The organism is Pseudomonas sp. ADAK13 (assembly GCF_012935715.1).
In the GTDB taxonomy this organism is placed as follows: Bacteria; Pseudomonadota; Gammaproteobacteria; order Pseudomonadales; family Pseudomonadaceae; genus Aquipseudomonas.
The window spans coordinates 1,049,219-1,072,737 of record NZ_CP052860.1 but is presented as its reverse complement, the minus strand read 5'-3'; the positions used below and the strand labels follow the sequence as shown (position 1 = coordinate 1,072,737).

The 23,519-nt window shown below is 60.1% G+C and carries 33 protein-coding genes; 21 read left to right on the top strand and 12 right to left on the bottom strand.

Features of this window, described 5'->3' with window-relative positions; translation table 11 throughout:
* Positions 1–51 precede the first annotated feature (51 nt).
* The 5 genes from lptB to HKK54_RS05095 are packed head-to-tail and all read right to left on the bottom strand — an operon-like array spanning position 52 to position 3,416.
* Complete coding sequence (gene lptB, locus HKK54_RS05115) at positions 52–777, bottom strand: LPS export ABC transporter ATP-binding protein (protein ID WP_003216119.1); 726 nt, start codon at positions 775–777, stop codon at positions 52–54.
* Complete coding sequence (gene lptA, locus HKK54_RS05110) at positions 777–1,349, bottom strand: lipopolysaccharide transport periplasmic protein LptA (protein ID WP_010170582.1); 573 nt, start codon at positions 1,347–1,349, stop codon at positions 777–779. The genes lptB and lptA overlap by 1 nt, the downstream gene beginning before the upstream one ends.
* The gene (gene lptC / locus HKK54_RS05105; protein ID WP_010170581.1) at positions 1,336–1,908 is read right to left on the bottom strand and encodes an LPS export ABC transporter periplasmic protein LptC; all 573 of its coding nucleotides are present in this window, start codon (positions 1,906–1,908) and stop codon (positions 1,336–1,338) included. Before lptC ends, lptA begins: the two co-directional genes overlap by 14 nt.
* Positions 1,909–1,916: 8 nt before the next feature.
* Positions 1,917–2,441, bottom strand: a complete 525-nt coding sequence (locus HKK54_RS05100) for a KdsC family phosphatase (protein WP_010170579.1) — start codon at positions 2,439–2,441, stop codon at positions 1,917–1,919.
* Complete coding sequence (locus HKK54_RS05095; RefSeq protein ID WP_169386300.1) at positions 2,442–3,416, bottom strand: KpsF/GutQ family sugar-phosphate isomerase; 975 nt, start codon at positions 3,414–3,416, stop codon at positions 2,442–2,444. It lies immediately after the preceding gene.
* 46 nt (positions 3,417–3,462) lie between these two features.
* On the opposite strand from HKK54_RS05095, the gene HKK54_RS05090 reads away from it, so the two are divergent.
* From HKK54_RS05090 to hisC, 11 genes are all read left to right on the top strand, one after another.
* A complete protein-coding gene (locus HKK54_RS05090) occupies positions 3,463–3,684 on the top strand; it encodes a hypothetical protein (RefSeq protein ID WP_141629499.1) in 222 nt (73 codons plus the stop codon).
* Between the two features lie 24 nt (positions 3,685–3,708).
* Entirely contained in the window at positions 3,709–4,518 is an 810-nt protein-coding gene (locus HKK54_RS05085; RefSeq protein WP_003216128.1) for an ATP-binding cassette domain-containing protein, read from the top strand.
* A complete protein-coding gene (gene mlaE / locus HKK54_RS05080) occupies positions 4,518–5,315 on the top strand; it encodes a lipid asymmetry maintenance ABC transporter permease subunit MlaE (protein ID WP_003216131.1) in 798 nt (265 codons plus the stop codon). Before HKK54_RS05085 ends, mlaE begins: the two co-directional genes overlap by 1 nt.
* Complete coding sequence (gene mlaD / locus HKK54_RS05075; protein WP_010170575.1) at positions 5,315–5,782, top strand: outer membrane lipid asymmetry maintenance protein MlaD; 468 nt, start codon at positions 5,315–5,317, stop codon at positions 5,780–5,782. Before mlaE ends, mlaD begins: the two co-directional genes overlap by 1 nt.
* A gap of 11 nt (positions 5,783–5,793) precedes the next feature.
* Complete coding sequence (locus HKK54_RS05070; RefSeq protein ID WP_010170573.1) at positions 5,794–6,447, top strand: MlaC/ttg2D family ABC transporter substrate-binding protein; 654 nt, start codon at positions 5,794–5,796, stop codon at positions 6,445–6,447.
* Positions 6,444–6,749 carry an STAS domain-containing protein gene (locus HKK54_RS05065; protein ID WP_010170571.1) on the top strand — a complete coding sequence of 102 codons (306 nt, stop codon included), beginning with the start codon at positions 6,444–6,446 and terminating at the stop codon, positions 6,747–6,749. Before HKK54_RS05070 ends, HKK54_RS05065 begins: the two co-directional genes overlap by 4 nt.
* A gap of 114 nt (positions 6,750–6,863) precedes the next feature.
* Positions 6,864–7,103, top strand: coding sequence for a BolA family protein (locus tag HKK54_RS05060; protein WP_010170570.1), 240 nt, complete (start codon positions 6,864–6,866; stop codon positions 7,101–7,103).
* Positions 7,104–7,126: 23 nt separating this feature from the next.
* Positions 7,127–8,392, top strand: a complete 1,266-nt coding sequence (gene murA / locus HKK54_RS05055; protein WP_010170568.1) for a UDP-N-acetylglucosamine 1-carboxyvinyltransferase — start codon at positions 7,127–7,129, stop codon at positions 8,390–8,392.
* A gap of 240 nt (positions 8,393–8,632) precedes the next feature.
* Complete coding sequence (gene hisG, locus HKK54_RS05050; protein WP_003188599.1) at positions 8,633–9,268, top strand: ATP phosphoribosyltransferase; 636 nt, start codon at positions 8,633–8,635, stop codon at positions 9,266–9,268.
* Between the two features lie 127 nt (positions 9,269–9,395).
* Entirely contained in the window at positions 9,396–10,724 is a 1,329-nt protein-coding gene (gene hisD / locus HKK54_RS05045) for a histidinol dehydrogenase (protein WP_010170565.1), read from the top strand.
* Positions 10,725–10,727: 3 nt separating this feature from the next.
* Positions 10,728–11,780, top strand: coding sequence for a histidinol-phosphate transaminase (hisC, locus tag HKK54_RS05040; RefSeq protein ID WP_169386299.1), 1,053 nt, complete (start codon positions 10,728–10,730; stop codon positions 11,778–11,780).
* Between the two features lie 137 nt (positions 11,781–11,917).
* Here hisC and HKK54_RS05035 read toward each other — a convergent pair whose 3' ends face one another.
* Both HKK54_RS05035 and upp read right to left on the bottom strand, forming a co-directional pair.
* Entirely contained in the window at positions 11,918–13,192 is a 1,275-nt protein-coding gene (locus HKK54_RS05035; RefSeq protein ID WP_010170563.1) for a uracil-xanthine permease family protein, read from the bottom strand.
* Between the two features lie 2 nt (positions 13,193–13,194).
* Positions 13,195–13,833: a uracil phosphoribosyltransferase gene (upp, locus tag HKK54_RS05030; protein ID WP_003216149.1), complete on the bottom strand. Its 639-nt coding sequence runs from the start codon at positions 13,831–13,833 to the stop codon at positions 13,195–13,197.
* Positions 13,834–13,997: 164 nt separating this feature from the next.
* Between upp and HKK54_RS05025 the strand changes: the two genes are divergently transcribed.
* From HKK54_RS05025 to HKK54_RS05010, 4 genes are all read left to right on the top strand, one after another.
* Positions 13,998–14,555 (top strand): hypoxanthine-guanine phosphoribosyltransferase, encoded by a 558-nt coding sequence (locus HKK54_RS05025; protein WP_003216150.1) that lies wholly within the window; start codon positions 13,998–14,000, stop codon positions 14,553–14,555.
* A gap of 3 nt (positions 14,556–14,558) precedes the next feature.
* Positions 14,559–15,026 (top strand): WbuC family cupin fold metalloprotein, encoded by a 468-nt coding sequence (locus tag HKK54_RS05020; RefSeq protein ID WP_169386298.1) that lies wholly within the window; start codon positions 14,559–14,561, stop codon positions 15,024–15,026.
* A gap of 35 nt (positions 15,027–15,061) precedes the next feature.
* On the top strand, positions 15,062–15,547 hold the full coding sequence (locus HKK54_RS05015; RefSeq protein WP_010170559.1) for a hypothetical protein: 486 nt from the start codon (positions 15,062–15,064) through the stop codon (positions 15,545–15,547).
* A gap of 208 nt (positions 15,548–15,755) precedes the next feature.
* Positions 15,756–16,043, top strand: coding sequence for a PA4642 family protein (locus HKK54_RS05010; RefSeq protein ID WP_010170557.1), 288 nt, complete (start codon positions 15,756–15,758; stop codon positions 16,041–16,043).
* Between the two features lie 137 nt (positions 16,044–16,180).
* Here HKK54_RS05010 and mqo read toward each other — a convergent pair whose 3' ends face one another.
* Entirely contained in the window at positions 16,181–17,689 is a 1,509-nt protein-coding gene (mqo, locus tag HKK54_RS05005) for a malate dehydrogenase (quinone) (protein WP_010170555.1), read from the bottom strand.
* Between the two features lie 397 nt (positions 17,690–18,086).
* On the opposite strand from mqo, the gene HKK54_RS05000 reads away from it, so the two are divergent.
* The gene (locus HKK54_RS05000; protein WP_141629498.1) at positions 18,087–18,407 is read left to right on the top strand and encodes a hypothetical protein; all 321 of its coding nucleotides are present in this window, start codon (positions 18,087–18,089) and stop codon (positions 18,405–18,407) included.
* An 8-nt stretch (positions 18,408–18,415) separates the two neighbouring features.
* Here the strand turns inward: HKK54_RS05000 and HKK54_RS04995 are convergent, their stop codons facing one another.
* On the bottom strand, positions 18,416–18,649 hold the full coding sequence (locus HKK54_RS04995) for a hypothetical protein (RefSeq protein ID WP_169386297.1): 234 nt from the start codon (positions 18,647–18,649) through the stop codon (positions 18,416–18,418).
* Between the two features lie 184 nt (positions 18,650–18,833).
* On the opposite strand from HKK54_RS04995, the gene HKK54_RS04990 reads away from it, so the two are divergent.
* Complete coding sequence (locus HKK54_RS04990; RefSeq protein ID WP_010170546.1) at positions 18,834–19,418, top strand: YajG family lipoprotein; 585 nt, start codon at positions 18,834–18,836, stop codon at positions 19,416–19,418.
* A gap of 57 nt (positions 19,419–19,475) precedes the next feature.
* Here the strand turns inward: HKK54_RS04990 and HKK54_RS04985 are convergent, their stop codons facing one another.
* Positions 19,476–19,685: a hypothetical protein gene (locus HKK54_RS04985; RefSeq protein WP_008434269.1), complete on the bottom strand. Its 210-nt coding sequence runs from the start codon at positions 19,683–19,685 to the stop codon at positions 19,476–19,478.
* A 181-nt stretch (positions 19,686–19,866) separates the two neighbouring features.
* Here HKK54_RS04985 and HKK54_RS04980 point away from each other — a divergent pair, with 181 nt between their 5' ends.
* Positions 19,867–20,124, top strand: coding sequence for a hypothetical protein (locus HKK54_RS04980; RefSeq protein ID WP_010170543.1), 258 nt, complete (start codon positions 19,867–19,869; stop codon positions 20,122–20,124).
* A 30-nt stretch (positions 20,125–20,154) separates the two neighbouring features.
* Here HKK54_RS04980 and HKK54_RS04975 read toward each other — a convergent pair whose 3' ends face one another.
* Positions 20,155–21,318: a 1-acyl-sn-glycerol-3-phosphate acyltransferase gene (locus tag HKK54_RS04975; RefSeq protein ID WP_029615884.1), complete on the bottom strand. Its 1,164-nt coding sequence runs from the start codon at positions 21,316–21,318 to the stop codon at positions 20,155–20,157.
* A gap of 144 nt (positions 21,319–21,462) precedes the next feature.
* Between HKK54_RS04975 and HKK54_RS04970 the strand changes: the two genes are divergently transcribed.
* From HKK54_RS04970 to HKK54_RS04960, 3 genes are read left to right on the top strand one after another with little or no spacing between them, the layout of a single operon-like run.
* On the top strand, positions 21,463–21,642 hold the full coding sequence (locus HKK54_RS04970; protein WP_010170539.1) for a CPXCG motif-containing cysteine-rich protein: 180 nt from the start codon (positions 21,463–21,465) through the stop codon (positions 21,640–21,642).
* 10 nt (positions 21,643–21,652) lie between these two features.
* On the top strand, positions 21,653–21,913 hold the full coding sequence (locus HKK54_RS04965; RefSeq protein WP_169386296.1) for a putative signal transducing protein: 261 nt from the start codon (positions 21,653–21,655) through the stop codon (positions 21,911–21,913).
* Between the two features lie 36 nt (positions 21,914–21,949).
* On the top strand, positions 21,950–22,570 hold the full coding sequence (locus tag HKK54_RS04960) for an SOS response-associated peptidase (protein ID WP_010170537.1): 621 nt from the start codon (positions 21,950–21,952) through the stop codon (positions 22,568–22,570).
* Between the two features lie 130 nt (positions 22,571–22,700).
* On the opposite strand, the gene HKK54_RS33930 is transcribed toward HKK54_RS04960, so the two are convergent.
* Positions 22,701–23,444, bottom strand: coding sequence for a methyl-accepting chemotaxis protein (locus HKK54_RS33930; protein ID WP_371318568.1), 744 nt, complete (start codon positions 23,442–23,444; stop codon positions 22,701–22,703).
* Between the last annotated feature and the right edge of the window lie 75 nt (positions 23,445–23,519).

Genomic DNA, 23,519 nt, shown 5'->3' with positions numbered 1-23,519 from the left:
GGTTTTTATTGACTCCCGCGCTCCATGGCGAATGGCCTGATACCACCGTGTTTACAGGCGGAACTCGTGACCCAGATACACTTCCTTGACCAGTTCGTTGGCCAGGATAGTGGCAGAGTCACCTTCGGCAATCAGCTGTCCATCGTTGACGATGTAGGCGGTTTCGCAGATATCGAGGGTCTCACGGACGTTGTGGTCGGTGATCAACACACCGATGCCCTTGGCCTTGAGGTGATGGATGATCTGCTTGATGTCGCCGACGGAGATCGGGTCGACACCGGCGAAAGGTTCGTCCAGCAGGATGAACTTCGGCGCAGTGGCCAGGGCACGGGCGATTTCCACGCGACGACGCTCGCCGCCGGAAAGGCTCATGCCGAGGTTGTCGCGAATGTGGTTGATGTGGAATTCCTGCAACAGGCTTTCCAGCTCTTTCTTGCGCCCGGCGCGGTCGAGTTCCTTGCGGGTCTCGAGGATCGCCATGATGTTGTCGGAAACCGACAGTTTGCGGAAGATCGACGCTTCCTGGGGAAGATAGCCGATACCCGCCTGTGCACGACCGTGCATCGGCTGGTGGCTGACGTCCAGGTCGTCGATCAGCACGCGGCCTTGATCGGCCTGAACCAGGCCGACAATCATGTAGAAACAGGTGGTCTTGCCGGCACCGTTGGGGCCGAGCAAGCCGACGATCTGGCCGCTGTCGATCGACAGGCTGACGTCGCGCACGACCTGACGGCTTTTATAGGCCTTGGCCAGATGCTGGGCTTTCAGGGTTGCCATTAATTCGCCTTCTTCGCGTCGGTTTTCGGCGTCGGCTGGGCGGCGTCGGCTTTCTGCTTCGGCTGGATAACCATATCGATGCGCGGCTTCGGCGTGCCGATCTTCGTACCGGTGGCACGACCGGCCTGGGCAATCTGCTTCACCGTGTCATAGACGATTTTTTCGCCGTCAGTGGTGTTGCCGTCATTGATGACCCTGGCCTGATCGATCAGCACGATGCGATTTTGCTGCGCGTGGTACTGGATCGTCTTGCCGTAGCCTTTGACCGGCGTCGGGTCGCCCACTTTTTGCAGCTGTTCGAAATACGCCAGGTTGCCGACCGAAGTGACCACGTCGATATCGCCTGCCGGGGTGCGAGTCAGTGTCACGGTATTACCCGTCACTTTCATCGAGCCTTGAGTGATGATGACGTCGCCGGTGTAGGTCGCAATACCTTTCTTGTCATCCAGTTGCGCATCATCGGCCTGAATGTGGATCGGTTGCTGGCTATCGTTCGGCAGAGCCCAGGCGCTCACGCTTCCCAGTGCTGCGCCCAGGCCGAGCAAAATAGGGAGGGTTTTAACGAGCCTCATACTGTCCTCTTACGTTCGATAGCAGGTGTATCCTGCTTTCTTTCAAATACGCTTTCATTCCCTTGCCAGTCGATACACCGCCAGCGCCGTCGATTCTAACGTCTTGCTCGGTCTGCGCATATTGCTTCTGTGGGAATACGGTCATGCGACTGCTGGTAATAATGGTGTCGCGGTCCTTGGCGTCGGTACGGGCTACGCGCACCGAGTCAATCAATTCCACCTGGGTGCCGTCCGGGTTGACTTCGCCACGCTCACTGGTGACGTGCCACGGGAATTCGGCGCCGCGATACAGGTTCATGTCCGGCTTGGTCAGCAAAGTGACCTCGGATGCCTTCAAGTGTTCGACCTTGTCGGAGGTCATTTCATACTGAACCTTGCCATCGGGCAGGTACTGGATGCTGTGGGCGTTGATGGCGTAATAGTCGATAGCGCTCTCGTCGACCTGCGCAACAGGCTTGTCGAGGAAGCGCTCCGGGCTGATATTCCAGTAGCCGACCGCGAGGAACACGGCGGCGATGATGGCAAATATCAGAAAATTGCGAATCTTTTTACTCAGCATAAAACGCTCTATAGGTAGGCGGCGTGAGCCGCTTCAAGGCTGCCTTGGGCGCGCAGAATCAATTCGCAGAACTCGCGGGCGGCGCCTTCGCCGCCGCGGGCGGTGGTGACGCCATGGGCGTGTTCGCGAACGAACGCCGCCGCATTGGCCACGGCCATGCCCAGGCCGACCCGGCGAATCACCGGCAGGTCGGGTAAATCGTCACCAAGGTAGGCGACCTGTTCATAGCTTAGGTTGAGTTGGCCAAGAAGCTCGTCCAGGACCACCAGTTTATCCTCGCGGCCCTGATACAGGTGAGGAATCCCCAGGTTTTGTGCGCGGCGTTCCACAACCGGGGTCTTGCGACCGCTGATGATGCCGGTTTGCACGCCCGCGGCCATCAGCATCTTGATGCCCTGGCCGTCGAGGGTGTTGAACGTCTTGAACTCGCTGCCGTCTTCCAGGAAGTACAGGCGGCCATCCGTCAGTACGCCGTCGACGTCGAAAATCGCCAGCTTGATGTTCTTGCCCCGTTGCAACAGATCGGTGGTCATTTACATCACTCCTGCACGCAGCAAGTCGTGCATGTTCAGGGCGCCAACCGGGCGGTCGTCGCCGTCGACCACCACCAGCGCCAGGATTTTATGGTCTTCCATGATCTTCAGCGCTTCGGCTGCGAGCATGTCGGGGCGGGCGGTCTTGCCGTGAGGCGTCATGACTTCGTCGATGGTTGCGGTCTGGATGTCGAGGCTGCGGTCCAGGGTGCGGCGCAGGTCACCGTCGGTGAAAACCCCGGCCAGGCGCCCGTCGGGCTCCAGGATCACGGTCATGCCGAGGCGCTTGAGGGTCATTTCCATCAAGGCGTCCTTAAGCAAGGTGCCGCGCGCCACTTGTGGCAACTCGTCGCCGGCGTGCATCACGTTTTCCACTTTCAGCAGCAGGCGACGGCCCAGGGCGCCACCCGGATGGGAGAACGCGAAGTCTTCGGCGGTAAACCCGCGAGCTTCCAGCAATGCCACGGCCAGTGCATCGCCCATGACCAGGGCGGCAGTGGTGGAGGAGGTGGGTGCCAGGTTCAGTGGGCAGGCCTCTTCGGCAACGTGCACGTTCAAATTCACTTCGGCGGCTTTGGCCAGCGTCGAGTCCGGGTTGCCGGTCACGCTGATCAGTTGGATGCCCAGGCGCTTGATCAGCGGCAGCAGGGTCACGATTTCGTTGGTGGTGCCGGAGTTGGACAGCGCCAGGATGATGTCATCCCGCGTGATCATGCCCATGTCTCCGTGGCTGGCTTCGGCCGGGTGCACGAAGAACGCGGTGGTCCCGGTGCTTGCCAGGGTGGCGGCGATCTTGTTGCCGACATGCCCGGATTTGCCCATGCCGACCACGACTACGCGGCCCTTGCTGGCCAGAATCATCTCGCATGCGCGTACGAAATCCGCGTCGATATGGGCCAGTAAACCTTCTACGGCTTCAAGCTCGAGGCGGATGGTGCGTTGTGCGGATTGAATAAGGTCGCTGGATTGGCTCATGTCTGAAATCGTATAGCCTGACGAAAAGTCGGCGATTATAGCGGTAATGATCAATTCCCTCACGCAAGTTCGTCAGGCTTTATTCATCAGCCCTGTGGTTGAGATTGATCCTCAGCAAGGATTTTTTACCTGTCCTGTTTCTGAACAAGCTCTGTTCCGGCCTTGGGGGCGCTGTACCAGCAGTGATATAGTTCGCCGCCAGTTCGGTCCGCACAGCCTTTATGTCTATTCGGCGCAAGCATTTGTCGAAAATAAGGTGTCTGAGTGAAAGGCTGCATCCCAAGGAGTTTAGATGAGTGCCGATAACGCCTACGCGGTCGAGCTGAAGGGCCTTTCCTTCAAGCGCGGTACGCGCAGCATCTTCAATAATGTGGATATTCGCATTCCCCGTGGCAAAGTCACGGGCATCATGGGGCCTTCCGGCTGCGGCAAGACGACGCTGCTGCGCCTGATGGGCATGCAATTGCGCCCCTCCGCCGGTGAAGTCTGGGTGAATGGCCAGAACCTGCCGACCCTTTCGCGCAGCGACCTGTTCGATGCCCGCAAGCATATGGGCGTGCTGTTCCAGAGCGGTGCGCTGTTTACCGACCTCGACGTTTTCGAAAACGTGGCGTTCCCGCTGCGGGTGCATACACAGCTGTCCGATGAAATGATTCGTGACATTGTGTTACTGAAACTGCAGGCCGTAGGACTGCGCGGTGCCATCGACCTGATGCCCGACGAACTGTCCGGTGGTATGAAGCGTCGCGTGGCCCTTGCGCGTGCCATCGCCCTCGACCCGCAGATTCTCATGTACGACGAACCGTTCGTTGGCCAGGACCCGATTGCCATGGGGGTCCTGGTACGCCTGATCCGCCTGCTCAATGATGCGCTGGGTATCACCAGTATCGTGGTCTCCCACGACCTGGCCGAGACCGCGAGCATTGCCGACTACCTCTATGTAGTGGGCGATGGCCAGGTGCTGGGGCAGGGCACGCCTGAAGAGCTGATGAACGCAGATAACCCGCGCATTCGCCAATTCATGACCGGCGATCCCGATGGCCCGGTGCCTTTTCACTTTCCGGCAGCGGACTACCGCTCAGATCTTCTGGGGAAGCGTTGATGCGCAAGACATCTTTACTCGAAAAGGTTCGCCTTTTCGGCCGCTCCGGCATCGATATCATCGGCGTGCTGGGCCGTTCGACGATTTTCCTGTTTCATGCGTTGCTCGGCCGCGGCGGTATTGGCGGCGGCTTTGGCCTGTTGATCAAGCAGCTGCATTCCGTGGGCGTGATGTCCCTGGTGATCATCGTGGTTTCCGGGGTGTTCATCGGCATGGTGCTGGCGCTGCAGGGCTTCAATATCCTGTCCAGCTACGGTTCCGAGCAGGCGGTGGGGCAGATGGTTGCCTTGACCCTGTTGCGTGAACTGGGTCCGGTGGTGACTGCGTTGCTATTTGCCGGGCGCGCCGGTTCTGCGCTGACGGCCGAAATCGGCAACATGAAGGCCACCGAGCAGCTGTCCAGCCTGGAAATGATCGGTGTCGATCCGCTCAAGTACATTGTTGCCCCGCGCCTGTGGGCTGGCTTCATCTCTCTTCCACTGCTGGCGATGGTGTTCAGCGTGGTGGGGATCTGGGGCGGTTCGTGGGTGGCGGTTGACTGGCTGGGGGTCTACGACGGCTCTTACTGGGGCAACATGCAGAACAGCGTGACCTTCAGTGGTGACGTGCTCAATGGCATCATTAAAAGTATTGTTTTCGCCTTTGTAGTGACCTGGATCGCCGTATTCCAAGGCTATGACTGTGAGCCCACGTCTGAAGGGATCAGTCGCGCCACCACCAAGACCGTTGTGTACGCCTCGCTGGCGGTACTGGGCCTTGACTTCATTTTGACCGCCTTGATGTTTGGAGATTTCTGATGCAAAACCGCACTGTGGAAATCGGTGTCGGCCTTTTCTTGCTGGCTGGCATCCTGGCTTTACTGTTGCTCGCCCTGCGAGTCAGCGGCCTATCGGCCAGCCCCACCGCCGATACTTATAAACTTTACGCCTACTTCGACAATATCGCCGGTTTGACTGTCAGAGCTAAAGTGACCATGGCCGGTGTAACCATCGGCAAGGTCACGGCGATCGATCTGGACCGCGACAGCTTCACCGGCCGTGTGACCATGCAGGTGGACAAGAAGGTGGATAACCTGCCGACTGACTCCACTGCGTCTATCCTCACCGCTGGCCTGCTGGGCGAGAAGTACATCGGTATCAGCGTGGGCGGGGAAACAGCCCTGCTCAAGGATGGCTCGACCATTCATGACACACAGTCGTCGTTGGTGCTGGAGGACTTGATCGGTAAATTCCTGCTCAATACCGTCAATAAAGACGCCAAATGAGGAATGTGTTCATGATCTCTACTTTGCGACGTGGCCTGTTGGTACTGCTTGCGGCACTGCCGTTGATGGCTAACGCCGCTGCTGGCGGTTCCGCACATGACCTGGTGCAGGACACTACCAACAAAATGTTGGCTGACCTGTCGGCCAACAAGGAAAAGTACAAGCAGGATCCAAGTCAGTTCTACAACGCGCTCAACACCATCGTGGGCCCTGTTGTCGATGCTGAAGGTATTTCCCGCAGCATCATGACCGTCAAGTACTCGCGCAAGGCGACCCCTGCGCAGATGCAGACGTTCCAGGAAAACTTCAAGAAGGGCTTGTTCCAGTTCTACGGCAATGCCCTGCTCGAATACAACAACCAGGGTATTACTGTCGCTCCGGCCGGTGACGAGTCGGGTGATCGCACCAGCGTCAACATGAGCGTCAAGGGCAACAATGGCGCGGTGTACCCGGTGCAGTACACGCTGGAGAAGGTCAACGGCGAGTGGAAACTGCGTAACGTGATCATCAACGGCATCAACATCGGCAAGCTGTTCCGTGACCAGTTCGCGGATGCAATGCAGCGCAATGGCAATGACCTGGACAAGACCATCAATGGTTGGGCCGGCGAAGTGGCCAAGGCCAAGGAAGAAACCGACAAAGCTGCCGGGAAGCCTGCCCAATGACCGAGTCGGCCATTCGCCTTGGCGAGTCCGGTGAGCTGCTGCTCAGCGGCGTGCTGGATTACAGCACCGGGCCAGCCCTGCGCAAGCAGGGGCAAGCGCTGATCAATGCCAGCACGGCGTCCGCGCTGGTGCTGGATTGCTCGGCGGTGGTGAAATCCAGCAGCGTCGGCTTGTCGTTGCTGCTGTGTTTCATGCGTGATGCGCAGGCCGTCAAAAAGCCGGTAAGCATCCGTGCATTGCCCGAAGACATGCGTGAAATCGCTGAGGTTTCCGGTCTGACCGAGCTGTTGGCGCATCCTTAATACACATTATTAAAGAAGCCCCCCGTCAGAGTCCTGCTATGCGGGGTTCGCAGGCGCGGGGCTTTTTTGTATGATGTGCGACCCGCGCGCACTGGGCGCCCATAGAGGTTGATCATGCAGGCCCTAGAAGTTAAAAGCTTCCTTGAAGGAAAGCTGCCCCAAACTAATGTTGAAGTTGAGGGCGAAGGCTGCAATTTCCAGCTGAACGTGATTAGCGATGAACTGGCGGCGTTGAGCCCGGTCAAGCGTCAACAGCAGATCTATGCCCATTTGAACCCGTGGATCACCGATGGCAGCATCCATGCGGTCACTATGAAATTTTTCAGCCGCGCGGCCTGGGCCGAGCGCACCTGAGCCCCCAAGGCGTCGAGATTCTTATGGATAAATTGATTATTACCGGCGGTGCTCGTCTTGATGGCGAGATCCGCATTTCCGGGGCGAAGAACTCCGCCCTGCCGATCCTGGCAGCGACCTTGCTGTGCGATGGCCCGGTTACCGTGGCCAACCTGCCGCACCTGCACGACATCACCACCATGATCGAACTGTTCGGTCGCATGGGCATTGAGCCGGTGATCGACGAGAAACTCAGCGTCGAAATCGACCCGCGTACCATCAAGACCCTGATCGCGCCGTATGAACTGGTGAAAACCATGCGCGCCTCGATCCTGGTACTGGGCCCGATGGTTGCCCGTTTCGGCGAAGCCGAAGTCGCACTGCCTGGCGGTTGCGCCATTGGTTCGCGTCCGGTTGACCTGCACATCCGTGGCCTTGAAGCCATGGGTGCAACCATCGACGTCGAAGGTGGCTACATCAAGGCCAAGGCGCCGGAAGGCGGCCTGCGTGGCGCGAACTTCTTCTTCGATACCGTCAGCGTGACCGGTACCGAGAACATCATGATGGCCGCTGCCCTGGCCAACGGCCGCAGCGTGCTGCAGAACGCCGCGCGCGAGCCGGAAGTAGTCGACCTGGCGAACTTCCTGATCGCCATGGGTGCCAACATCACTGGCGCCGGCACCGACACCATTACCATTGAAGGTGTTAAGCGCCTGCACTCGGCCACCTACAAAGTGATGCCGGACCGCATCGAGACCGGTACCTACCTGGTGGCTGCTGCCGTCACCGGTGGCCGCGTCAAGGTCAAGGACACCGATCCGACCATCCTTGAAGCCGTCCTGGAAAAACTCAAGGAAGCCGGCGCTGAAATCACTACCGGTGAAGACTGGATCGAGCTGAACATGCACGGCAAGCGGCCAAAAGCCGTCAACGTGCGTACCGCTCCGTACCCGGCGTTCCCGACCGACATGCAAGCGCAGTTCATTTCCCTGAACGCGATTGCCGAAGGTACTGGTGCCGTGATCGAGACCATCTTCGAAAACCGCTTCATGCACGTGTATGAACTGCACCGCATGGGCGCCAAGATCCAGGTCGAAGGCAACACTGCCATCGTGACCGGCATCGAGAAGCTCAAGGGCGCGCCAGTGATGGCCACCGACCTGCGTGCCTCGGCCAGCCTGGTCATCTCGGCGCTGTGCGCTGACGGCGACACCCTGATCGACCGCATTTACCACATAGACCGTGGTTACGAATGCATCGAAGAGAAACTGCAGATGCTCGGCGCGAAAATCCGCCGCGTACCGGGCTAATACCCGTAACTGCAAACACCGTCACTGTGGCGAGGGAGCTTGCTCCCGCTGGGGCGCGAAGCGGCCCTGCTCCTTTAGACCGGGACTGCTGCGCAGTCCAGCGGGAGCAAGCTCCCTCGCCACAGGAAGATGTTTGTTGTTAAATGGTTTGTTTCAAATCGAGGCTGTAATGGCCTCGATCTGTGTCTGGCGCCGATTGCGACCGGACAGCAATAGCCTGATGAAGGACTGACGTTTCCCATGTTGACCATCGCACTGTCCAAGGGCCGCATCCTTGACGACACTTTGCCGCTTCTGGCTGAAGCGGGCATCGTGCCGACCGAGAATCCGGACAAGAGCCGCAAGCTGATCATCCCCACGACCCAGGACGACGTTCGCCTGCTGATCGTGCGGGCCACCGACGTGCCAACCTACGTTGAGCATGGCGCGGCCGACCTGGGCGTGGCGGGTAAAGACGTGTTGATGGAATACGGCGGCCAGGGCCTGTACGAGCCGCTGGACCTGCGTATTGCGCTGTGCAAGCTGATGACCGCCGGCCGTGTCGGTGACGTCGAGCCTAAGGGCCGCCTGCGGGTGGCAACCAAGTTCGTCAACGTTGCCAAGCGTTACTACGCCGAGCAAGGCCGCCAGGTCGACATCATCAAGCTTTACGGCTCGATGGAACTGGCACCGCTGATCGGCCTGGCCGACAAGATCATCGACGTGGTCGACACCGGCAACACCCTGCGCGCCAACGGCCTGGAGCCCCAGGACTTTATCGCCGACATCAGCTCCCGCCTGATCGTCAACAAAGCTTCGATGAAAATGCAGCACGCCCGTATCCAGGCGTTGATCGACACCCTGCGCAAGGCAGTGGAGTCTCGACACCGCGGTTGACTCACCCGCGCGGCCCTAAGCCGCGCCCGTCTATCCGCCTCATAGCCAGAATTCTCAGGTGCCCAAGCGGAAACGACTGCTAGTTTAGGGCGCCTGAGTTTTTGCCAATTCTATTGAGGCCCTCGCTATGACCACGTCCACTGCAATTGCCCGACTCAACGCTGCCGACCCGGATTTCGCCCATCATCTGGATCATCTGCTGAGCTGGGAAAGCGTGTCCGACGATTCGGTCAACCAGCGGGTGCTCGACATCATCAAGGCCGTGCGCGAGCGCGGTGACGCGGCGCTGGTGGATTTCACCCGGCAGTTCGATGGCCTGGACGTCGCCTCCATGGCCGACCTGATCCTGCCTCGCGAACGCCTGGAACTGGCCCTGACCCGCATCACCGCGCCCCAGCGCGAAGCCCTGGAAGTAGCGGCCGCGCGGGTGCGCAGCTACCACGAAAAACAGAAACAGGACTCCTGGAGCTACACCGAGGCCGACGGCACCGTGCTGGGCCAGAAGGTCACGCCGCTGGACCGCGCCGGCCTGTACGTGCCGGGCGGTAAAGCGTCGTACCCGTCCTCGGTACTGATGAACGCGATTCCGGCCAAGGTGGCCGGCGTGACCGAAGTGGTCATGGTGGTGCCGACCCCGCGTGGCGAAATCAACGAACTGGTGCTGGCCGCCGCCTGCATTGCTGGCGTCGATCGCGTGTTCACCATCGGCGGCGCCCAAGCGGTAGCGGCCCTGGCCTATGGCACCGAAAGCGTGCCGAAGGTCGACAAGGTGGTGGGCCCTGGCAACATCTACGTGGCCACCGCCAAGCGCCACGTGTTTGGCCAGGTCGGCATCGACATGATCGCCGGCCCTTCGGAAATCCTCGTAGTGTGTGACGGCCAGACCGACCCGGACTGGATCGCCATGGACCTGTTCTCCCAGGCCGAGCACGACGAAGACGCCCAGGCGATCCTGGTCAGCCCGGACGCCGAATTCCTCGACAAGGTCGCCGCCAGCATCGCCAAACTGCTGCCGACCATGGAACGCGCCGAGATTATCGAGAAGTCGATCAACGGCCGTGGTGCCCTGATCCAGGTGCGCGACATGGAACAAGCCATCGAAGTGGCCAACCGCATTGCCCCGGAACACCTTGAGTTGTCCGTCGCCGACCCGCAAGCTTGGCTGCCGCTGATTCGTCACGCCGGTGCGATCTTCATGGGCCGCCACACCAGCGAAGCCCTGGGCGACTACTGCGCCGGTCCCAACCACGTGTTGCCGACCTCGGGTACCGCACGATTCTCTTCGCCGCTGGGTGTGTATGACTTCCAGAAGCGTTCGTCGATCATCTTCTGCTCGCCCCAGGGCGCGTCGGAGTTGGGCAAGACCGCTTCCGTGCTGGCCCGTGGCGAGTCGCTGACTGCCCACGCCCGCAGTGCCGAATACCGCATCGTTGACGATAAGCCGCAGGGGAACTGAAACATGAGCAAATTCTGGAGCCCGCTCGTCAAGGATCTCGTTCCTTACGTGCCCGGTGAGCAACCGAAGCTGACCAAACTGGTCAAGCTGAACACCAATGAAAACCCCTACGGCCCATCGCCCAAGGCGCTGGCCGCCATGCAGGCCGAGCTGAACGACAACCTGCGTTTGTACCCGGACCCCAATAGTGACCTGCTCAAGCAGGCAGTGGCGAAGTATTACGGGATCGACGCGGGCAAGGTGTTCCTCGGCAACGGTTCCGACGAAGTCCTGGCGCACATCTTCCACGGTTTGTTCCAGCACGACTTGCCGCTGCTGTTCCCGGACATCAGCTACAGCTTCTACCCGGTGTACTGCGGCCTGTACCGCATTGCGTTCGACGCGGTGCCACTGGATGAACAGTTCCAGATCCGCGTGTCGGACTACGCCAGGCCAAACGGCGGGATCATCTTCCCCAACCCGAACGCGCCGACGGGTTGCGTGATGGCGCTGGACGCCGTGGAGCAGATCCTCAAGGCCAGCCCGGATTCGGTGGTGGTGGTCGATGAGGCCTATATCGATTTTGGCGGCGAGACCGCCATCAGCCTGGTGGACCGCTACCCGAACCTGCTGGTGACCCAAACCCTCTCCAAGTCGCGCTCCCTGGCCGGTTTGCGGGTGGGCCTGGCCGTGGGCCATCCGGACCTGATCGAGGCGCTGGAGCGGGTCAAGAACAGCTTCAACTCCTATCCGCTGGATCGTTTGGCGATTGTCGGCGCGGCCGCTGCGTTTGAAGACCGTGAGCACTTCCAGAAGACCTGTCAGTTAGTGATCGACAGCCGTGAAAAGCTGGTGGCGCAGTTGCAGGCCAAAGGTTTTGAGGTGCTGCCGTCTGCAGCCAACTTCATCTTTGCCCGTCACCCACGGCACGACGCCGCCGGGCTGGCAGCCAAGGTGCGGGAGCAAGGGGTGATCGTGCGGCACTTCAAGCAGGAGCGGATTGCCCAGTTCCTGCGGATCAGCATCGGCACGCCAGAGCAGAATCAGGCGCTGATTGATGCGTTGGGTGAGCTGTAACTTTATTGACTGAACCGGCGCCATCGCGGGCAAGCCCGGCTCCCACATTGGAATGCATTGTCAGAAAGAATGCAGTCCCCTGTGGGAGCCGGGCTTGCCCGCGATGAGGCCATCAGCAACACCAAAGAGCTAAAGCCTTACAGCAACGGCTCATCCGGCTTCTTGTTCTTCCAGCCGTCATTGCCCGGCAGCAACAGATTCAACGCAATCGCTACCACCGCACACAGGGCAATGCCCTTCAGGCCAAAGTCATCCGGGCCGGTGCCGGTACCTACCAGCACACCGCCAATCCCGAACACCAGGGTCACCGACACAATCACCAGGTTGCGCGCTTCGCCGAGGTCGATCTTGTGACGGATCAGCGTGTTCATCCCCACTGCGGCAATCGAACCGAACAGCAGGCACAAAATACCGCCCATCACCGGGACTGGAATGCTTTGCAGCAGCGCGCCGAACTTGCCGATAAACGCCAGGCTGATGGCAAACACTGCCGCCCAGGTCATGATCTTCGGGTTGTAGTTCTTGGTCAGCATCACCGCGCCCGTCACTTCCGCGTAGGTCGTGTTGGGCGGGCCGCCGAAGAGGCCGGCAGCGGTGGTGGCGATACCATCACCCAACAGCGTGCGGTGCAGGCCAGGCTTTTTCAGGTAGTCGCGACCGGTCACGCTGCCCACGGCAATAACGCCGCCGATGTGTTCGATGGCCGGGGCCAGGGCCACCGGGACGATAAACAGGATCGCCTGCCAGTTGAATTCCGGCGCGGTGAAGTGGGGCAGGGCGAACCACGGTGCGGCAGCGATCTTCGCGGTGTCGACGACACCGAAGTAGAACGACATGGCGAAACCCACCAACACACCGGAGATGATCGGCACCAGGCGGAAAATGCCTTTGCCGAACACCGCGACGATCAATGTGGTCAGCAGCGCCGGCATCGAGATCAGCATGGCGGTTTGGTAGTGGATCAACTCGCTACCGTCACCCGCCTTGCCCATTGCCATGTTGGCGGCGATCGGCGCCATGGCCAGGCCGATGGAAATGATCACCGGCCCGATCACCACCGGCGGCAGCAGCCGGTCGATGAAACCGGTGCCCTTGATCTTCACAGCCAGGCCCAGGAAGGTGTAAACGAAACCGGCCGCCATCACGCCGCCCATGGTCGCCGCGAGGCCGAATTGGCCTTTGGCGAGAATGATCGGGGTGATAAACGCAAAGCTCGACGCCAGGAACACCGGCACTTGGCGCCCGGTGACCACTTGGAACAACAAGGTGCCCAAGCCTGCGGTAAACAGGGCGACGTTTGGATCGAGACCGGTGATCAGCGGCATCAACACCAGCGCGCCAAATGCTACAAAGAGCATCTGTGCGCCAGACAGGATCTGGCGCCAAAGCGGGTCGTTGAATTCATCCTGCATGGTCACGCGTCCTTCTGCTTGGTACCGAAGATCTTGTCGCCGGCATCGCCCAGGCCCGGGATGATGTAGCCGTGTTCGTTCAGGCGTTCATCGATGGACGCGGTGTAGATCAGCACGTCCGGGTGGGCTTTCTCGACGGCGGCGATGCCTTCGGGAGCGGCCACCAGCACCATGGCGCGGATGTCCTTGCAACCGGCTTTTTTCAGCAGGTCGATGGTGGCAACCATGGAACTGCCGGTGGCGAGCATCGGGTCGATGATCATCGCCAGGCGTTCGTCGATTTCCGGGACCAGTTTTTCCAGGTAGGTGTGGGCCTGCAGCGTCTCTTCATTGCGGGCCACGCCCACGGCGCTGACCTTGGCGCCCGGGATCAGGCTGAGTACGCCTTCGAGCATGCCGATACCGGCGCGCAGTATCGGCACCACGGTAATCTTCTTGCCGGCGATTTTCTCGACCTGGACGGGACCACACCAACCGGCGATCTCGTAGTTTTCCAGGGGCAGGTCTTTGGTCGCCTCGTAGGTGAGCAGCGCTCCGACTTCCTGAGCAAGCTCACGGAAGTTCTTCGTGCTAATGTCGGCGCGGCGCATAAGGCCGAGTTTATGTCGGATCAGCGGATGGCGGATCTCACGGATGGGCATGGGGAAAGGCTCCGGCGGCGGGCAAAAAAACCGGCCTAGATTAATCTATCCGAGGGTGTTGTCCTATAGACATCTAGTACGTTAGTCCATTAAGGCTTGAACGTTGCGCCTCACATGCGTACCTTTGCCCGCTTTTCTTGCCACAGCACCCCTTGGAGAGCGCCATGTCCGCTGATCTCGAGCATATCCGTCAAATCATGCGCGAGGCTGACTGCCTGTACACCGAAGCGCAAGTCGAAGAGGCCATCGCCAAGGTCGGCGCGCACATCTCCCGCGAAATGGCCGACACCAACCCGGTGGTCTTTTGCGTGATGAACGGTGGCCTGATTTTCGCCGGTAAATTGCTCACCCATCTGCAATTCCCGCTGGAAGCGTCCTACCTGCACGCCACCCGCTATCGCAACGAAACCAGCGGCGGCGACCTGTTCTGGAAAGCCAAGCCGGAAGTCTCGTTCATTGACCGCGACGTGCTGATCATCGATGACATCCTCGACGAAGGGCACACCCTGGGCGCCATCATCGACTTCTGCAAACACGCCGGCGCGCGCAAAGTGCACACCGCCGTACTGATCGACAAGGACCACGACCGCAAGGCCCGCCCGGACCTGAAAGCCGATTACGTGGGCCTGCCGTGCATCGACCGTTACATCTTCGGTTACGGCATGGACTACAAAGGCTACTGGCGCAACGCCAACGGCATCTATGCGGTTAAAGGAATGTAATCAATGGCCAGCTTTCTTGATCAAACGCTGTTGACGGAACTGGCCGAGAAAGCGGCTAACAGCCCTCGTGGACGGCATCACCATAACTTTCACCAGATGGAAGAACCGTGCCATCGCATGGCGGTTGGCATGCAGCCCAACACCTATGTGCCGCCGCATCGCCATTTGAGTGCCGATAAGGCGGAAACCCTGCTGGTCCTCAAAGGCTGCCTGGGCCTGCTGATCTTCAGCGAGACTGGCGAGGTGTTGGTCAAGCGCGTGATGCAGGCCGGCGGTGAGTGCCCGGGCGTCGATTTACCGCCGGGCGTGTTTCACGGCCTGGTGGTGTTGGAGCCCGATACCATTATGTTCGAGTGCAAGGCCGGGCCTTATCGGCCGGTGAGCGAGGGCGAGCTGGCGAGTTGGGCGCCCCGCGAAGGTGATGCCGAAGTGGCTGAGTATCAGCGCTGGATGCTTGCCCAGTTCGATTGAGCTAAAGTGCTGGGCCATCTTTCACGGAGCGGCCCATGAGCTTTTTGATTCGCACTTGCGCCGCCCTGGCGCTGACCTTCAGTTTGCCCCTGGCGGCCGCTCCTGCGCCGTTGCACAGCCAATTCCTTCCTCCTGACGACCTTAATCTGCGGGCCGAAGCGGCGGACCAGCAGCAATTGCTGCAAGTCACCGACTATTCGGTGGTGGTGGGGAACCAGCGCCAATCCACCCAGCAGCCGATTCCGGTGACCTCGCCGTTGATGATCCGCCTCAAGGGCAAATCCTTGAACAAGGGCGCGACCATCGCCCAGGTGATCCTCAACTTCGACGCCGAAAGCAAAAGCCTGAAAAAGCCGGTGTTCGACGATAAAAGCAAAACCCTCACCTTGTCGTATCCGATGACCCAGTACCGGGTGATTGTCGACCTGTTGCGCAATGACACGGTCTACGTGCAATTCCTCACTTACGCCAATGGCCATATCTGGGCTGATTTGCACACCGGGGCCGTTCGCGCCAAATAATCCAGCCGACGCGGATTCGGCCGTGTAAATACAGTCAATGTGGGAGCTGGCTTGCCTGCGATAGCGGTGGGTCAGTTGGCCCATCTGCTACTGATGCATCGCTATCGCAGGCAAGCCAGCTCCCACATTGGCTCGCGTAGCTTTCGAAGCCGCTGTGCCGCAGGTAAACTGCTTTTCCCGTGTAAATGTCTGCAGGCTGGAGTCGGTAATGCGTAAAGATAAGAAACAGCTGATTGGTGATGAAATCGGCGACGAGCAAATCAAGCTGTTCCTGGATTTCGAGCCGGTAGACGCCACTTCGCCGTCCCTGCACAAACTGATCAAGGCTTACCGTGGCCTGCGCATCGACGACTTCGAGCGCTTCCTGGTTTTCTTCAAGGAAGCCGGCCTGGACCTCGATGGCAAGGATGAGCATGGCCTGACGTTTGTTGACGTGATCAAGGACCAGCGCAACGCCGCCGAGTACATCGAGCTGATCGAACAAGCCCGCGGCTGATTGCTACGGACAAAAAAAACGCCCCATCGGGGCGTTTTTCGTTCCCACGCTCTGCGTGGGAATGCATCCACTGACGCTCTGCGTCACGACGCTCTGCGTCACGACGCTCTGCGTCACGACGCTCTGCGTCACGACGCTCAAGCGTAGCTTTCGGTCTCGCTGCTCTGCTCAACCAGTTCCAGGCTGATGTTGTTCTGCGTGTTGATCTTGCGATACAGCTGCGCATCGGTCTCCAGGACCTTTTCCCGAGCCGGGAAGATCTCGTGCAGCTTGGCTGCCCACTCACCGGCCGCTTTCGTCGGGAAGCAGCGTTCGATCAGTTCCAGCATGATCGACACCGTCACCGAAGCACCCGGAGATGCGCCCAGCAGGGCGGCCAACGAACCGTCCTTGGCCGCAACCAGTTCGGTGCCGAATTGCAGCACGCCGCCTTTCTTCGGGTCTTTCTTGATGATCTGCACCCGTTGGCCGGCCACTTCCAGGCGCCAGTCTTCGGCTTTCGCTTCAGGGTAGAAGCGGCGCAGGGATTCCAGGCGCTGCTCCATGGACTGGCGCACTTCACTGACCAGGTACTTGGTCAGGTCCATGTTGTCCCGGGCCACGGCCAGCATCGGGCCGATGTTGCCGGCACGAATCGACAGGGGCAGGTCGAGGAACGAACCGTGCTTGAGGAACTTGGTGGTGAAGCCGGCATAGGGCCCGAACAACAGGGACTTCTTGCCATCCACCACGCGGGTGTCGAGGTGCGGCACCGACATCGGTGGCGAACCCACGGCCGCCTGGCTGTAGACCTTGGCCTGGTGGTGCTTGACCACTTCCGGGTTGTCGCAACGCAGCCACTGGCCGCTGACCGGGAAGCCGCCGAAGCCTTTGCTTTCTTCGATGCCCGAGGCCTGCAGCAGCGGGAGGGCCGCGCCGCCGGCGCCGAGGAACACGAACTTGGCGTCCACATCACGGGAGTTACCGCTGTTGACGTCCTTGATGCTCACGGTCCAGCCGGCGCCGTTGCGCTTGAGGCCGGTGACGCGCTTGCTGTACTTGACCTGTGCATCCGGCGCGCTGGTCAGGTGTGAGAGCAACTGGTTGGTCAGGGCACCGAAATTGACGTCGGTGCCATTCATCACGCGGGTGGCTGCGATTTTTTCGTCCAGCGGGCGGCCGGGCATCATCAGCGGCATCCACTCGGCCATTTCGCTGCGGTCTTCGGTGTAGTGCATGTCCGAGAACGCGTGGTGCTGGCTGAGGGTTTCAAAGCGCTTCTTGAGGAACGACACGCCTTTCTCGCCCTGCACGAAGCTCAGGTGCGGCACGGGGCTGATAAAGGACTTGGACGACCCAAAGGTGCCTTTCTTGGTCAAGTAGGCCCAGAACTGCTTCGACACCTCGAATTGGGTGTTGATGTGCACGGCTTTCTTGATGTCGATGGAGCCGTCGGCGGCCTCGGGTGTGTAGTTCAGCTCACACAGCCCGGCATGGCCGGTACCGGCGTTGTTCCACGGGTTGGAACTTTCCGCGGCACCCGAGTCCATCAGCTCAACGACTTCCAGCTTGAGGCCGGGGTCGAGCTCTTTGAGCAGTACGGCGAGGGTGGCACTCATGATGCCCGCACCTACCAGTACTACGTCGACTGCTTCGTTATGCGCCATTTAACGCGTCTCCAAAATCTGCAGCACCAAATTGACGGCATGGCTGCCAGGAGTGACGGGGCGGTTCACGTGATGCCCCAGGTTACCCATGGCCAGGATCGCCATGTCCGATTCTTCGCAATTTATCGCAAGCGGACGCTGCCGGCCGGGCCTGATCTGCGTATGAACGCATTTAAGGGCACCTGTGGCAATTCGACTTATGGTCAAGTTCGTCCGGTCGTGCAACCAAATCCGTAGCGGACAGGCTTCAAGCTCCGGTTCTTGAGGAGTGCTCGGTCCTGTGTGGTGGGGCTGTTCCAGACGCTGATGGTGCTTGTACAAACGCAAAACTATTCATTTGCTCGCCACACTCTTGTGAAGTTGTGAAAACCCGTTTTTTTCACGCTCTTTTGAAGACGTGAACCTCAAAAAAGGGCTGCCCCAGCCTGGCACCTGGCCCGAAATCACTGCCGGCAAGCGGCAAAACGGGCAAACAACTCAAGTGGCCGAGCGCATGGCAGCTCTGGCAGATTCGGGTAAAGACGATGGTTTGCAGAGAAAACAGCAAGCTCGCCAGCTTCACTCGATCTGTGTGGGCGGCTCTCTGTGGGCGGTGCGGGGAGCTAATACAAGCGCATTAGCGATGCTGCGAGGCCCGATCAGGAGACGTCCTTATAATCGGGGGGAGATTGTAGCGAAGAAATGCGCGCAAATGGACGTGTTTAATGACTTTTATTAGCAATCTGGTCAGGAGACCAACGCATGCCGTGGCTGTGGCTGCGAAACCCGTGGGCTGACACGGGCGCTGGCGGGCAGCGGGCGGTGCATCCAGCTCAGGCGGGTCTCTTCGACTTCGACCCAGCCTTCACCGACGGGCGGCAAGCTGCACTGCTTGAAGGCCTGGCAGCAGCCTTGGGCATCGAGCAGGGCAAAGTGGCGATGGCTGGTGTGGGAAAAGAACAGTGATTTGAGAAGGCGCATGGTTTTGTACCCGGTTCGTTACATGCTGCGAAGGTTGGCAGTCTGGCATGACATTGAGGTGACGGTTCTGTGTGAAAATTGTAATTTCGCCGACAGTTCAGCCACCGTTCAGGAATTCTGGTGAGTGGCGAGCGCTCACCGTTATACTGGCGCCCTGTTTGCATCTAGTCCTGGAGAAATGAGTATGTTGCAACGCCTGTTGTTCGGTTTGATCACTGTGACCAGTTTGACCCTGGTTGGCTGCGCCCACAGCCCGCAACAACTCAGCCCGCAACCGAAAATCACCACCCAGTTGGCGCCTGTCGGCCATGGCCAGCCGGTGTCGGTGCGTGTGGTTGACGGGCGTCCGTCGCCGACCCTCGGCACCCGTGGCGGCCTGTACCCGGAAACCAGCGCCATCACGGTGACCGGTGCCGACGTGCTGCCCAAGCTGCAAGCCCAGGCCGAAGCGGCTGTGCGCCTGCTGGGCTTCACCCCGGCCAACTCGCCCGGTGCTCCTCAGCTGACCATTACCCTGGCCGAGCTGAAGTATCAGTCGCCCAAGGAAGGCCTGTACGTGACTGAAGCCACCATCGGCGCGACCTTCAAGTCCGACGTAACCGCCGGCACCCGTCGCTACAGCGGCCGTTATGGCGCTTCGCTGGACCAGCGCTTCGGCATGGCGCCGAATCAGGAAACCAACACCAAGCTGGTCAGCGATGTGTTGAGCGATGCCCTGACGCGCCTGTTCAAGGACCCGAGCATCGGTTCGCTGCTCAGCTCGCAGTAAGCGTTCATAAAAAAACCGGGCTCGTCACTGAGCCCGGTTTTTTTTCGCCTGTCGGTTTCATGCAGCCGTTTCGACATAAAAGTCCAGCACACTCACACCCGTGAGCAAATCCAGCTCCGGCAGGTCGGCATGCTGATGCCCGCCGAGGGCGCAATACACCAGCCAGTGGCGGTCCTGAACATTGAACGCGAGGCCGCCCACCAGTGCTTCCTGCTCATCGCTTGGGGCAATCAGATACAGCCGATCCTGGTTTTGCGCGTGCAACATGACAAGCTCCCGGGCTTTCGAAGGGCAACAGAGTGGCTTGTTAAGGTGACGTTCAGGTGACGCTGTAAATTACTGGATACATTAGCCGTCAATGGGGAAGGAGCAATGACGCGCAGGCGGCGCATATCATTCAGGTTTGTATCTGAACTGATACCAAGATACTGATACATCGAGGTTTGCGATGTCGCTGACCGCACTACTGCTCAATTCCCTTGCCCTGTTGCTGGCCTGCCCGGCAGCCTGGTTGCTGTTTGTCACACGCCTGCACGAACAGCGCGCGATGGCCCGGCTTGACGCGCAAAGCGCACTGCGCGCCATTGATCAACCAATGCTGCTGCTTGATGTGCTGACGCAGCGCACCCATCGCCTGTTCTACCGGTTGGGGTTTGCCTGTCTTGGGCTGGCGTTGCTGGTGTCCTTGCTGAGCAAACACCTGTAGGCGCCTGCTGGCACCTACAGGTGATCGTCTTTAGAGCGCAATCCCGGCCTTGACCCGGTACTGATTCCTCACCGGCGTCGCATATTGCAGCACCAGATACGGCCGATGCTCGGCCGGGCATGCGTTCAACCGCCGCTCCCATTCCGCTTTTGCCTTGGCCAACTCATCCGCCGGGAACACTTCGGCGGCGGTTGGTACCTGCAATTGCGGGTCGGCATCGCTCCATTGGGCGTACGCCAGGTAATGCACCGGGAACAACCGATAACCGCCCAGGATCTGCCGGTCCATCTCGATCGCCAGCAGCTTGGTGTCTTCGAACGCCTCGGTGATCGGCGGCGCGAAGTTGACGTGCACCCGGCCCTTGTAGCCGGTGATGCCCAGGGCAATGCTCACGTCATCTTCCCCCGGTGCCTTGCTGTAGGTGCCGGTGGTGGCGCGGATGTACAACTCGCGGGCCTTGGCTGCGTCGCACGGGTCGTATTCGTAGCTGATGGACACCGGCGTCAGGTTCAGTGACTGGATGACCTCGGCGAATGGCTCGTCCTTGCGGCTCATGTGAAACATCTTGAGGATCGCCGACTCGGTGCGATCATCCCCATCCTTGGCGCGGCCTTCGGCCTGGGCGATCCAGATCGACTGGCAGTCGTTGCGAATCGAATGGTTGATGTAGGCCGACAGCAGCTGGTAAGCGGCCATCTTCTCTTTGCGCCCGGTGATCGAGCGGTGCACGATGAAACTCTTGTTCAGGCGCATCAGGTCGCTGACAAACGGTTTTTGCAGCAAGTTGTCGCCGATGGCGATACGCGGCGTCGGCAGGCCGGCGTGGTACACGGCGTAGTTGACGAAGGCGGGGTCCATCACGATGTCGCGGTGGTTGGCCAGGAACAGGTAGGCGCTGCCAGACTTGAACTGCTCCACGCCGGTGTACGTCACGCCGTCGGTCGCGCGCTCGATGGTGTGGTCGACGTAAAACTCGACTTTGTCCTGCAGCGTGGCCACGGTGGTGACGCCGGCGAACTCACGGCGCAGCTTGTGGGCGATCATCGGCTTGAGCAGCCAGCCGAAGGCGCCGGCAAAGCGCGGGAAGCGAAAGTGCGTCAGGATGTCCAGAAAGGCCTTGTCACTGAACAGTCGGGCCAGCACTGCCGGGACTTCGCTGTCGTTGTAAGGTCGGATGGTATCGAATTCGCCCATCATGCTCTCTTGTTAGAAACGGCTAGGGTAAGTAAAGGTTTGGAACAATAAATATCAGGGCGTGGTCCGGGCAATTGGCCGGGACGAAAAATAGCCCTGTAAATAGACCGGCGATTATACGCACAAGTCACCTGGGAGACCGCGATGGAAGAGGAGTCGTACGAATGTCCTTATTGTGGAGAGGTAGTCACCGCGTTACTGGACCTGTCCGGGGGCGATCAGCACTATATTGAGGACTGCCCGGTGTGCTGCCGGCCCATTACCTTCATCCTGCAGATTCATGGTGATGAATGGATGCTCGAAGTGCGCAGCGAGAACGAATAAAGGTACGCCCATGCAGCGAATCTACGAACCGGAAAACCTGATGGAAGGTGAATTGCTGCATGGCATGCTCGAGAGCGAGGGCATCACTGCGCACCTGGTGGGGCGCGATTTGCTGGGTGGCACCGGTGAGTTGCCGATCTACGGCCTGCTGGCGCTGGCGGTGGAGAACGATCAGGCCGCCTACGCCCGTGAGTTGATCACCGCCTACAACGGGGCCCAACCCGTGCCGGGTGATGAACCCGACAGCTTCCCCGACGTGTTGGTCTGTTAGGCTGTCGGCCAGTTTCTCCAAGAGTCGTGTTGCCCCATGTGTGGACGTTATGCCCTGTTTCGCTGGAACCCCACGTTTGCTGCCTTGCCGGGCTTTCCGGCCGACCAGCAGGCCCAGTGGAACATTTCTCCCAATGATTCGGTGCTGATCCAGCGCCTGAGCGACGGCCAGCACACCCTGGCGCGGGCGCGCTGGGGCCTCACGCCGCCCTGGCTGACCGATCTTTCCCGTACGCCGGCCCACGCCCGGGCGGAAACCCTGGCGGAGCAACCGATGTTTCGCGAAGCCTTTCGTCAGCGCCGCTGTTTGTTGCCGGCCAACGGTTTCTACGAATGGCGCGGCACCCAGCGCAAGCGTCCGTATTGGCTGACGCCGGGGGAGGGCAGCACGCTGTTCTTTGCGGCGATCTGGGAAGCGTATCCAGTGCAGGAGCAGGTGTGGTTGAGTACGGCGGTGGTGACCCAGGCGGCGCAGAGCCAGCGGCGGCCGCTCATTCTCGATGCGGCGGGGCAGGCAGCCTGGCTGAACCCCGAGACGCCGTTGCACACCTTGCAGGCCTTGTTGGCCAGTGAACCCACCGCGTTGCGCGAGCGGGTGCTGGCCAATATGGTCAACGATCCGAAACTCAATGGGCCGGAGTGCCTGACGCCGGGTTGAGCCTGCAGGTTTTTGCTTGGGTTTAGGGCCCTATCGCAGGCAAGCCAGCTCCCACCTTTGATCTGTGAATACATTCAAAGTGTGGGAGCTGGCTTGCCTGCGATGAGGCCCTGAACTTCACCCAATAACCTCAAACCTTGAACTGATTGATCAACCGGCGCTGCTGCTCCGCCAGCTTGGTCAAATCCGCGCTGGCCGCGCTCGACTCGTCCGCCCCGCCCGCCACTTCATTGGCCACTTGCCCGATATTGATCACGTTACGGTTGATGTCCTCGGCCACCGCACTCTGTTCCTCGGCGGCGCTGGCGATCTGGGTGTTCATGTCGTTGATCACCGACACCGCCTGCGTGATGGTCTCCAGCGCCTGTGCCGCCTTGGCTGCGTGTTGCACGCTTTCGTCGGTGCGGTTCTGGCTGTCTTCCATCACCCGCACCACGTCGCGGGTGCCTTGCTGCAGTTGCTGGATCATGGTCTGGATTTCTTCGGTGGCCTTCTGGGTCTTCTGCGCCAGGTTGCGCACCTCGTCGGCCACCACCGCAAATCCGCGTCCTTGCTCACCGGCACGCGCCGCCTCGATGGCCGCGTTGAGCGCCAGCAGGTTGGTCTGCTCGGCAATCCCGCGAATCGCCGTGAGGATGGCGTTGATGTTCTCGCTGTCCTTGGCCAGTGCCTGCACCACACCGACCGCCTTGCCGATTTCCTGGGCGAGGGCGCCGATGGAGGTGGAGGTGTCGCGCACAATCTGCATGCCCTGGCTCGCCGCCTGGTCGGCGTGGCTGGCGGCTTGGGCAGCCTGGGTGGCGTTGCGCGCCACGTCCTGGGCGGTCGCGGTCATCTCGTGTACGGCGGTGGCCACCTGATCGATCTCGACCATCTGCTTGTGCACGCCCTGGTTGGTGCGAATCGCGATGTCAGCGGTGTGTTCCGACGAGTCGCTGACCTTCTGCAC

Bases quoted from the DNA above. Each gene is read 5' to 3' on its own strand.
- murA (WP_010170568.1), top strand. From the start codon at position 7,127: ATGGATAAATTGATTATTACCGGCGGTGCTCGTCTTGATGGCGAGATC.
- HKK54_RS05065 (WP_010170571.1), top strand. From the start codon at position 6,444: ATGACCGAGTCGGCCATTCGCCTTGGCGAGTCCGGTGAGCTGCTGCTC.
- upp (WP_003216149.1), bottom strand. From the start codon at position 13,833: ATGCCCATCCGTGAGATCCGCCATCCGCTGATCCGACATAAACTCGGC.
- HKK54_RS05070 (WP_010170573.1), top strand. From the start codon at position 5,794: ATGATCTCTACTTTGCGACGTGGCCTGTTGGTACTGCTTGCGGCACTG.
- hisD (WP_010170565.1), top strand. From the start codon at position 9,396: ATGACCACGTCCACTGCAATTGCCCGACTCAACGCTGCCGACCCGGAT.
- HKK54_RS33930 (WP_371318568.1), bottom strand. From the start codon at position 23,444: ATGGTCGAGATCGATCAGGTGGCCACCGCCGTACACGAGATGACCGCG.
- lptC (WP_010170581.1), bottom strand. From the start codon at position 1,908: ATGCTGAGTAAAAAGATTCGCAATTTTCTGATATTTGCCATCATCGCC.
- HKK54_RS05060 (WP_010170570.1), top strand. From the start codon at position 6,864: ATGCAGGCCCTAGAAGTTAAAAGCTTCCTTGAAGGAAAGCTGCCCCAA.
- lptA (WP_010170582.1), bottom strand. From the start codon at position 1,349: ATGAGGCTCGTTAAAACCCTCCCTATTTTGCTCGGCCTGGGCGCAGCA.
- HKK54_RS04975 (WP_029615884.1), bottom strand. From the start codon at position 21,318: ATGGGCGAATTCGATACCATCCGACCTTACAACGACAGCGAAGTCCCG.
- HKK54_RS04990 (WP_010170546.1), top strand. From the start codon at position 18,834: ATGTTGCAACGCCTGTTGTTCGGTTTGATCACTGTGACCAGTTTGACC.
- lptB (WP_003216119.1), bottom strand. From the start codon at position 777: ATGGCAACCCTGAAAGCCCAGCATCTGGCCAAGGCCTATAAAAGCCGT.
- HKK54_RS05095 (WP_169386300.1), bottom strand. From the start codon at position 3,416: ATGAGCCAATCCAGCGACCTTATTCAATCCGCACAACGCACCATCCGC.
- HKK54_RS05010 (WP_010170557.1), top strand. From the start codon at position 15,756: ATGCGTAAAGATAAGAAACAGCTGATTGGTGATGAAATCGGCGACGAG.
- HKK54_RS05015 (WP_010170559.1), top strand. From the start codon at position 15,062: ATGAGCTTTTTGATTCGCACTTGCGCCGCCCTGGCGCTGACCTTCAGT.
- mlaE (WP_003216131.1), top strand. From the start codon at position 4,518: ATGCGCAAGACATCTTTACTCGAAAAGGTTCGCCTTTTCGGCCGCTCC.
- hisC (WP_169386299.1), top strand. From the start codon at position 10,728: ATGAGCAAATTCTGGAGCCCGCTCGTCAAGGATCTCGTTCCTTACGTG.
- HKK54_RS05100 (WP_010170579.1), bottom strand. From the start codon at position 2,441: ATGACCACCGATCTGTTGCAACGGGGCAAGAACATCAAGCTGGCGATT.
- HKK54_RS04970 (WP_010170539.1), top strand. From the start codon at position 21,463: ATGGAAGAGGAGTCGTACGAATGTCCTTATTGTGGAGAGGTAGTCACC.
- HKK54_RS05085 (WP_003216128.1), top strand. From the start codon at position 3,709: ATGAGTGCCGATAACGCCTACGCGGTCGAGCTGAAGGGCCTTTCCTTC.
- HKK54_RS04985 (WP_008434269.1), bottom strand. From the start codon at position 19,685: ATGTTGCACGCGCAAAACCAGGATCGGCTGTATCTGATTGCCCCAAGC.
- HKK54_RS05025 (WP_003216150.1), top strand. From the start codon at position 13,998: ATGTCCGCTGATCTCGAGCATATCCGTCAAATCATGCGCGAGGCTGAC.
- mqo (WP_010170555.1), bottom strand. From the start codon at position 17,689: ATGGCGCATAACGAAGCAGTCGACGTAGTACTGGTAGGTGCGGGCATC.
- HKK54_RS05035 (WP_010170563.1), bottom strand. From the start codon at position 13,192: ATGCAGGATGAATTCAACGACCCGCTTTGGCGCCAGATCCTGTCTGGC.
- HKK54_RS04995 (WP_169386297.1), bottom strand. From the start codon at position 18,649: ATGCGCCTTCTCAAATCACTGTTCTTTTCCCACACCAGCCATCGCCAC.
- HKK54_RS04960 (WP_010170537.1), top strand. From the start codon at position 21,950: ATGTGTGGACGTTATGCCCTGTTTCGCTGGAACCCCACGTTTGCTGCC.
- HKK54_RS04965 (WP_169386296.1), top strand. From the start codon at position 21,653: ATGCAGCGAATCTACGAACCGGAAAACCTGATGGAAGGTGAATTGCTG.
- HKK54_RS04980 (WP_010170543.1), top strand. From the start codon at position 19,867: ATGTCGCTGACCGCACTACTGCTCAATTCCCTTGCCCTGTTGCTGGCC.
- mlaD (WP_010170575.1), top strand. From the start codon at position 5,315: ATGCAAAACCGCACTGTGGAAATCGGTGTCGGCCTTTTCTTGCTGGCT.
- HKK54_RS05090 (WP_141629499.1), top strand. From the start codon at position 3,463: ATGATCAATTCCCTCACGCAAGTTCGTCAGGCTTTATTCATCAGCCCT.
- HKK54_RS05020 (WP_169386298.1), top strand. From the start codon at position 14,559: ATGGCCAGCTTTCTTGATCAAACGCTGTTGACGGAACTGGCCGAGAAA.
- hisG (WP_003188599.1), top strand. From the start codon at position 8,633: ATGTTGACCATCGCACTGTCCAAGGGCCGCATCCTTGACGACACTTTG.